The organism is Tateyamaria pelophila (assembly GCF_019966495.1).
Taxonomy (GTDB): Bacteria; Pseudomonadota; Alphaproteobacteria; order Rhodobacterales; family Rhodobacteraceae; genus Tateyamaria; species Tateyamaria pelophila.
Genome location: NZ_JAIMIA010000164.1, coordinates 1 through 7,965 on the forward strand (window position 1 = coordinate 1; position 7,965 = coordinate 7,965).

General features: G+C 58.4%; 7 protein-coding genes and 1 pseudogene. 5 read left to right on the top strand and 3 right to left on the bottom strand.

What is annotated here, in order from left to right:
• Positions 1-410 (bottom strand): transposase (locus LC354_RS24945; RefSeq protein WP_223421634.1); only part of this gene is annotated, 410 nt, incomplete at its 3' end.
• Positions 411-615: 205 nt separating this feature from the next.
• On the opposite strand from LC354_RS24945, the gene LC354_RS24950 reads away from it, so the two are divergent.
• The gene (locus LC354_RS24950; protein ID WP_223428680.1) at positions 616-1,386 is read left to right on the top strand and encodes an IclR family transcriptional regulator; all 771 of its coding nucleotides are present in this window, start codon (positions 616-618) and stop codon (positions 1,384-1,386) included.
• Between the two features lie 8 nt (positions 1,387-1,394).
• Here the strand turns inward: LC354_RS24950 and LC354_RS24955 are convergent, their stop codons facing one another.
• Positions 1,395-1,787, bottom strand: a complete 393-nt coding sequence (locus LC354_RS24955; RefSeq protein WP_223428681.1) for a rhodanese-like domain-containing protein — start codon at positions 1,785-1,787, stop codon at positions 1,395-1,397.
• Positions 1,788-1,932: 145 nt separating this feature from the next.
• On the opposite strand from LC354_RS24955, the gene LC354_RS24960 reads away from it, so the two are divergent.
• From LC354_RS24960 to LC354_RS24975, 4 genes are read left to right on the top strand one after another with little or no spacing between them, the layout of a single operon-like run.
• Positions 1,933-3,207 (top strand): NAD(P)/FAD-dependent oxidoreductase, encoded by a 1,275-nt coding sequence (locus tag LC354_RS24960; RefSeq protein WP_223428682.1) that lies wholly within the window; start codon positions 1,933-1,935, stop codon positions 3,205-3,207.
• A gap of 3 nt (positions 3,208-3,210) precedes the next feature.
• On the top strand, positions 3,211-5,298 hold the full coding sequence (locus LC354_RS24965; protein WP_223428683.1) for a hydantoinase/oxoprolinase family protein: 2,088 nt from the start codon (positions 3,211-3,213) through the stop codon (positions 5,296-5,298).
• Positions 5,295-6,953, top strand: coding sequence for a hydantoinase B/oxoprolinase family protein (locus LC354_RS24970; RefSeq protein WP_223428684.1), 1,659 nt, complete (start codon positions 5,295-5,297; stop codon positions 6,951-6,953). The genes LC354_RS24965 and LC354_RS24970 overlap by 4 nt, the downstream gene beginning before the upstream one ends.
• 4 nt (positions 6,954-6,957) lie before the next feature.
• Positions 6,958-7,707 carry an SDR family NAD(P)-dependent oxidoreductase gene (locus LC354_RS24975; protein ID WP_223428685.1) on the top strand — a complete coding sequence of 250 codons (750 nt, stop codon included), beginning with the start codon at positions 6,958-6,960 and terminating at the stop codon, positions 7,705-7,707.
• Positions 7,708-7,752: 45 nt separating this feature from the next.
• Here the strand turns inward: LC354_RS24975 and LC354_RS24980 are convergent.
• Positions 7,753-7,965: pseudogene (locus LC354_RS24980) on the bottom strand (TrbC/VirB2 family protein); the annotation flags it as partial.

A 7,965-nucleotide genomic window follows, 5' to 3' on the forward strand; every position in this document is an offset into this window, starting at 1 on the left:
TCAGACAGAGCCGCCCGGTTCTCTGCGGTCGCCAGTCCCTCGGTCTCGAACCGGCCCATCTGCGACGTGGATGCGGCATGCGCATCGACGGCACGGCCACCGACAACCTGGCGCATCACGGGATCGAGCGCGAGACGGTCGGCGTCATTGACGTCCCCGTATCCTGCCAACCGGCCGTAGACCGATTGCCGAAACAGCCCGTCGAGCCGGTGGATCGTGTTCTTGCCACGGCGATTATCGCACAGGGCAGCAGACGCCAGATTGGACAGACCGAGCGCGTCATCAAGCTCGCGCATCACCAGAAGGCCGCCATCCGAACTGAGCTGAGCGCCCCGGAATTCCAGCCGCACGCGAGGGTCAAAATCCACACGATCTGCCCGCTGCAAGCCCGCACCCTCTGGGTGATCCATGAAACACATCCTCCGCAGCAACCAACGCCATGATATATATAGAAAATATCACGTTCAAGACAGCGAAATCAGAGATCTACTTGGGGAATGCGGGTTGAAATACGTCTCTTTGAGGGGCCATTGCCGCCTGTTCAGGCCCATGAACCGCCAACTTTCGGAGCCGGGTAATAGCTGCTAGGCAATGAAAAAGAGGACCCGAAGCACTATGAGCGAAGCAAGCCACAAAGAGCCGAAAGTCGACTCAACTCTTTCCAAGGGACTTTCTATTCTCGAGAACCTGGCTGGTTCGCAGAATGGCAAAGGCGTTACAGAGCTGTCCAAAGAGCTTGGTCTGACGAAATCGAACACCTTCCGTCTGCTACAAACACTTACGACACTCGGATATGTTCAGCACTGTCCCGACAAAACCTATGCCGCAACCCTCAAGACATGGCGTGTCGGGCGGGCGTCGGTTGAAAACCTGAACCTGCGTGAACTTGCCGCGCCCGAGCTTTCGCACCTGTCCCAAGAGACGGCAGAAGCGGTGTACCTGGCAGTGCGCGAGAATCTCAGCGTGATCTATATCGACAAGGTTGACAGCCAAAAGCCCATTCGGTCGTGGAACGCGGTCGGCGGTATGGCACCGCTGCACTGTGTTGGCACTGGCAAAGCGATCCTGGCTGCGGATTTTGAAAAGCTGCGCGACCAAATCGGCGGGGCTTTGACCAGATATACTGAAAAGACGCTGACCGATATGCCCGCGCTCGAAGCGGAAGTCGCAGCCATTCGTACCCGCGGCTATGCCTTCGATACAGGAGAGTTCCGCGAGCGGATCCTCAGTTTTGGCGCGGCGATTACATTGCCTGGGGGAGAACCTGTCGGCGCCCTGGGCATTTCTTTGCCGGACGTAAACCTGCCCGAAGGCGGTATTGACCGGTTCGGCGGCTTGGTATTGCATGCGGCCCGCTCTGTTTCGGCAAAGCTTGGCCGGGCCTGAAACGCGTCTCACTTTTTTTCAGGATACCCCACCGGTCCGCCTTGTTTTTCCCATGTGGAAAACCCTTCCCTCAGATGCGCAGCGTCGAACCCCATATCCTGCAACGTGGCGGTTGTGATGGCCGAGCGCCAGCCAGAGGCACAATGGAAAACCAACTTCTTGTCTTCTTGGGCAAAGATGTCCTTGAAGTACGGACTGTCGGGATCCACCCAAAATTCAATCATGCCGCGAGGTGCATGAAAGCTGCCGGGGATATGACCGCTGCGCTGACGTTCACGCACATCGCGGGTATCGACAATCATTATATCGGGCACGACATTGGGCCCAATATTGGGATCGTCCAGCATGCCGATAGGGTCGGAGGTTTCGATTTCTTCGATGCGCGCGCGTGCATCGGCCACGATCTGCGCGGAAGATTTTTGAGCTTAGTCGGAGAGTTAATCTGTGCTGCTATATGGAACAATAATATCATATATTGACACGTTTGGATCGCTTGTGCACCCTGCCTCAGGAACAGGAATCCGACACGACTTGGAGAAATGACACATGACAACAAAGGATGCCATTTCTCTGTGGGATGCTTCCGCGCAGGAGCAGGATTACAACGCGCCGATGGATGCGGACACAACTGTCGATGTTGCCATCGTCGGTGGCGGGTTCACCGGTCTCTCGACCGCATTGCATTGTGCCGAAAAAGGTCTCTCTGCCCATGTGCTGGAGGCCAAGCAGATCGGATTTGGCGGGTCCGGCCGCAATGTGGGCCTAGTGAATGCCGGCGTCTGGCTGCCGCCCAAAGACGTCAAGGCAAAGCTGGGTTCGACATACGGGTCACGGTTTCTCAAGACATTCGGGCAGGGCCCCGAAACGGTGTTTTCGTTGATCGAGAAACATCAGATCCGATGCGAAGTCACCAGGACCGGCACAATCCACGCGGCCCACTCCATGAAGGGCTTCAAGGATCTGGAAGGACGCTGGCAGGACTGGAATGCGATGGGCGAGCCTGTCGATTTGCTTGACCGCGAAGAAGTCTCCAAACTCATCGGCTCACCTGCATTTTACGGCGGGCTTGTCGATCACCGCGCGGGAACGATCAACCCGATGGGATACTGCCGCGGTCTCGCCCGCGCGGCACTGGGAGCAGGTGCCAAGATCAGCACCGGCGTGACTGTTCAGGCCTTGCGCAAGGACGGCGGCCATTGGAAGGTGGAGACAGACAGGGGGCTCGTCACCGCCAAGCATGTCGTGCTTGGAACAAATGCCTACACCGACACGCTCTGGCCGGATCTCAAGCGGGTTTTCACCCCGATCCATTATTTCCAGTTGGCGACAAAGCCCATGGGGCCTGAGGCGGCGCATATCCTGAAAGGTCGTCAGGGGCTTTGGGATACAGGCCAAATCATGTTCAGCCTGCGCCGCGACGCGTATGACCGCCTGATCATTGGATCGATGGGCAGGGTGTTTGGCGATGCCAAATCAGGCCTGTCACACCGTTGGGCCCGCAAGCAACTTGCGCGGATATTTCCGGATCTGGGCGATATTGAGTTCGAAGAGGCATGGCACGGTCAGATCGCCATGACGCCGGATCATATGCCGCGCATCCACAACCTTGATGAAAATCTCTACACGGCAATCGGCTACAATGGTCGGGGCATCACCACAGGCACTATTTTCGGCAAGTCGATGTCAGACCTTCTGACCGGTATGGCACCCGATGACCTGCCAATGCCGATGACCACCATGTCGTCTGTCGCAAATGCCCCCATCATGTCGCGGGTATATGAGGCGGCCTTTACCGCAAACCAAGTATTGAAGAGCTTGTAAGCAATGACGAATATTCCCAACCGCGTCGGTGTGGACATCGGCGGTACCTTCACGGATGTCGCGCTCGCACATTCTGGTGGCCTTGCGACCTGCAAGGTCTTGACCAATTATGCGAAGCCAGAACAGGCCATTCTGGATGCTATGCAAATTGCCGCCGACAAAGCGGGAATTGAAATGGGTGATATCGGCCAGGTGATCCACGGAACCACGCTTGTCACCAATTCTCTGATCGAACGGCGCGGCGCAAAACTGGCTTTTATCACCACCGAAGGTTTCCGCGATGTCATCGAGATGCGCTCGGAAAACCGTTTTGAGCAATATGACCTCAACTTGACACTGCCCAAGCCGATGGTCCCACGCGAGGATCGTCTGACGCTGAACGAGCGGATGGGGCCGGGGGGCGAGGTGCTTTTGGCACTTGATCCCGCCGAAGTCGACGCGATGGTGGCGACCGTCCTGGCCGGAGACTATGAGGCTGTCGCAATCGGGCTGATGCACTCTTACGCCAACGACGCGCACGAGGTGCAGATGGCAGACGCCTTGCGTGCCGCAGCACCCGATCTTTCGATCTCGATCTCGTCGGTGATTTCGCCACAGATGCGGGAATTGCCACGCTTTAACACCGTCATTGCCAACGCGTATGTCCAGCCCCAGGTGGCCGTCTACCTCGGTCGCCTGGTCCAGCGCCTGAAGGACGTCGGTGTGGATGCACCAGTGTTCATGCTGCATTCCGGCGGTGGTCTGATATCGGTCGACTCTGCCGCGGAACAACCCGTGCGGTTGCTGGAGTCCGGCCCGGCCGGGGGGGCAATTTTTGCAGCGGATTTTGCCCGCGGGCATGGGTTGGAGAATGTCTTGTCCTTTGACATGGGTGGCACCACAGCAAAAATTTGTCTGATCGAAGGCGGCGCTCCCAAAACGGCCAACACCTTTGAAGTCGCGCGGACCTATAGATTCAAGAAAGGGTCCGGCATGACCGTTTCGACACCAGTGGTTGAGATGGTTGAGATCGGGGCAGGCGGCGGATCCATCGCCTCTATTGATACGCTTGGCCGCATTCAGGTCGGCCCGCGCTCTGCTGCGTCCGAGCCCGGGCCGGCCTGTTACGGGCGCGGCGGGGAAGAGCCGACTGTTACAGACGCCAACCTTTTGCTTGGTCGGTTGGACCCTGATAATTTTGCCGGCGGCGCTATCACCCTGTCGGTGTCTGCTTCGGACGCTGTGGTGATGAACAAATTGGCCAGCAGCCTTGCTATGTCGAGCGATCAAGCGGCCTTTGGCGTGACTGAGATGGTCGATGAGAACATGGCCAATGCAGCGCGCGTTCACACCGTCGAAAATGGCCGCGATATCGAACATTTCACCATGATCGGTTTCGGTGGTGGTGCGCCTTTGCATGCCTGCCGCCTGTGCGAGAAGCTTGGCATCAAGGAACTGATCATCCCGCCCGGCGCAGGCGTGGGCTCGGCTATTGGATTTCTCAAAGCGCCGTTCAGCTATGAAGCAACGCGCGGCCTGTTCCAGCGTTTAGAAGCGTTTGACGCAGCATCGGTCAACGGCGCATTGGCGGAGTTGGAGCAGGAAGCAAGAGCCTTTGTTCGGGCTGGAGCGCAAGATGCACAAACCACAACACGACTGACGGCCTTTATGCGCTATGCCGGGCAAGGTTGGGAAATTCCCGTCTCGTTACCTTACAAAACCTTCGTTGACGCGGATCACTCCGAAATACGCACAGCCTTTGAAGCAGCATATCGCAGGCTTTTCGGGCGCGTCATCGATGGGCTTGGCATGGAAATCACCAACTGGTCCCTTGTTGTGGCGACGGCGCTTCCAGAAACCGCCCCGGTTGTGCGCCACGTGTCCGGCGTATCTGCGACACCACTGCGGACGCGCCGGTTTTTTGATGCCGCGTTGCGCAAAATGGTCGATGCACAAGAAGTCGATCGGAAAGCCATGACCGCGGGCACGCTTGTCGAAGGCCCTGCCATCATTGTCGAGAACGAGACCACAACCATCGTCACATCCGGTTACCGCGCCGTTGGACAAGGCGATGGCAGTTTGCGCCTCATACGCAAAGGAGATACGACATGATCATGCCCGCGACCCCCACCGCGATTGACCATCAGATCATGTGGAACCGCCTGATTGCCGTTGTCGAAGAGCAGGCGACGACCCTGATCCGCACCGCGTTCTCCACCTCGGTGCGCGAGGCCGGAGACCTGTCCGCGGGCCTGTTTGACCGTCGCGGCAGGATGATGGCGCAGGCTGTGACAGGGACACCCGGTCACGTCAACGCCATGGCGGAAAGTGTAACCCATTTTGTCCGCGAAATCGGTGCGCAGAATATTTTTGAAGGTGACGTATTCATCACCAACGATCCATGGCTGGGCACGGGCCACCTGCATGACATCACGGTTGTTTCCCCGACGTTTCGCAACGGCACCCATATCGGATTCTTCGCCTGTACCGCGCATGTGGTCGATATCGGCGGGCGCGGCTTCGGGCCTGATGCAAACGAGGTCTATGAAGAGGGTCTGCTGATCCCGATTATGAAATTCGCCGAGCGCGGCAACGTCTCTCAGGATCTCATCCGCATCGTGCGCGCCAATGTCCGCGAGCCCGATCAGGTCGTCGGCGATATGTATTCGCTGGCTGCCTGTAATGACGCAGGAGATCGCCGCTTGCAAACCATGATGGGTGAATTTGGTATCGCTGATCTGGACGGACTGGCGGATTTTGTGATCGAAACCAGCCGCAAGGCCACCCATGAGGCCATCGCAAAGGTTCCCGACGGGACGTTCGCGCACACCATGCAGGTTGACGGGTACGATGAGCCGGTGCGCATGGCGGTCAAACTCGATGTGGCGGGTGACACGATCCGGGCTGATTTCGATGGCACATCCGGCATGAGCCGTTTTGGTGTGAACGTCCCCGAAGTCTATACGCGCGCCTACGCCTGCTACGGCTTGAAATGTGCGATCGCGCCGCAGGTTCCGAATAACACAGGATCGTTGGAGCCGTTTGTCATCACCGCGCCCGAGGGATGTATCCTCGCGGCAAAGCGCCCCGCGCCTGTATCGGTGCGGCATGTTCTGGGGCACCTGGTGCCGGACGTCGTTCTTGGTGCGCTGCATCAAGCCCTGCCGGATACTGTTCCGGCAGAGGGGGCAAGTGCGCTATGGAATATTCAGATTTCTGCACGTCCGAGTAATGCCGCCAGCGGATTACGCAATGCCGAGGTGCTGATGTTCAATTCCGGTGGCACGGGCGCGCGGCCTGCATGCGACGGATTGTCGGCCACAGCCTTTCCGTCGGGCGTCTCTACGATGAGCGTCGAGGCAACTGAGCACGTTGGTCCCATCATCGTCTGGCGCAAGGATTTGCGCGAAGGGTCCGGTGGCGTTGGCGCACTGCGTGGCGGGTTGGGTCAGACCATAGAGATAGAGCCTCGCGACGGCTATGATTTCTATTTCAACGCGATGTTTGACAGGGTTGAGAATGCAGCGCGCGGCCGCGATGGCGGTGGCCCGGGTGCGGCGGGGATTGTCGCCTTGGCGGATGGTACCAAGCTGCGCAGCAAGGGGCGTCAGCTGGTCAAAAATGGTCAGCGCCTGAAGTTGAGCTTGCCGGGCGGCGGCGGATACGGAGCCGCCACGGACCGCGACAAGGCCCTTGTGGCCGAAGATGTACGCGCCGGTTTGATATCGGCCGAACAGGCCAAGACTGACTACGGATACGAAGGATAAAATCATGACAGCAAAACCATTCGCATTGATCACAGGGGCTGCACAGGGCATCGGGTATGCCTGCGCAGAGGCCTTGGCCGAAGACGGCTATGACGTGATCTTGTCCGACATCAATGCAACAGGTGTCGCGTCGGCGTCGAAAAAACTTGGCGCAGCAGCGGCGATCACCTGCGACATGGGCGATCTGGAGCAGATCGAAGCGATGTTCGCGCAGATCGCTACGGATCACGGACCGATTTCGGCGTTGGTCAACAACGCCGGTGTCGCCATGCCCGGCGATTTCCTCAGCTACGATATAGCGACCTTCGACAAAGTCATCGGCATCAACCTGCGCGGCGTATTTCTGGCGACGCAGATGGCGGCCAGAGTGATGGTGGAGCACAATATCGCTGGGTCCATCGTCAACATGTCATCGATCAACGCGCAGGTCGCGATCCCCGCAATCCCCGCCTATTGCGCCTCAAAAGGCGGTGTGATGCAGCTGACCAAAGTCGCAGCCCTCGCGCTTGCCAAGAACAATATCCGCGTCAATGCGGTGGGCCCCGGATCCATCGATACGGAGATGATGGCGGGCGTGAACGCCAATCCCGAGGCGTTCAAAATGGCCATGTCGCGCACCCCGCTGGGCCGCGCAGGAGATGCGCGCGAAATTGGCGATGTGGTTGCGTTTCTGTGCTCCAAGAAGGCCAGCTATATCACAGGCGAGACAATTTACGTCGATGGCGGTCGCCTTGGCCTGAATTACACCTGCTGACGGGACAGGCATTTGCAATAACGCGCAACCTACGACACCTCGAAATCAGACCCGGTCGGGTTCTGGGACGAAGCGCGAGGCAGCGAAGGAGATGGAGAGCCCGAAGACGATCTGCACCAGCCGCTTGAAGCCGCACAAACTGTCGCCGAAGGTCGGCGTCAGCCCGGTGACGATGATGATCCGGTACTGTAACCTGACGTCTGGAAATTTAGTTGGAGATTGCGCTGAGAGCCCCTGCCGAGGCGTGCCCCGGCAGAG